Source organism: Mesorhizobium sp. 01N446 (assembly GCF_056399285.1).
On record NZ_JBFTRA010000044.1, the window covers coordinates 1 to 449 of the forward strand.

At 63.9% G+C, this 449-nt stretch carries 1 protein-coding gene; it reads right to left on the bottom strand.

All coding sequences use genetic code 11. The features are described 5' to 3' along the window. Positions 1-449 (bottom strand): VCBS domain-containing protein (locus AC1DPX_RS35140; protein WP_477242612.1); only part of this gene is annotated, 449 nt, incomplete at both ends.

Here is a 449-nt window from a genome sequence, read left to right on the forward strand (position 1 = left end):
GAGGGAGGAGAGAACCGCCGCGTCGTTGGTGCCGAGGATGTCGATGGCGACCGAGGTGTGGGTGCCGTCGGCGCTGACCACATCGAAGTTCTCGGTATAATGCTGGCCGGCGACGAACTCATTGTGGGCCGAGCTTGCGGTGTAGGTCCAGGCACCGGCCGCATTGATGGCGAAGGTGCCGTAGGTCCCGGCGGTTGCGGCCTGAGCGACGAAGGTCGCAGGACTGTCGACATCGGAGATGGTCAGCGTGCCGGAAGTGCTGATCGCCGCTGCSGTRTTGGCCTCCGTCAAATTGACCGATGCGGAGGAGAGAACCGCCGCGTCGTTGGTGCCGAGGATGTCGATGGCSACCGAGGTGTGGGTGCCRTCGGCACTGRCCACRTCGAAGTTCTCGGTATAATGCTGGCCGGCGACGAACTCATTGTGGGCCGAGCTTGCGGTGTAGGTCC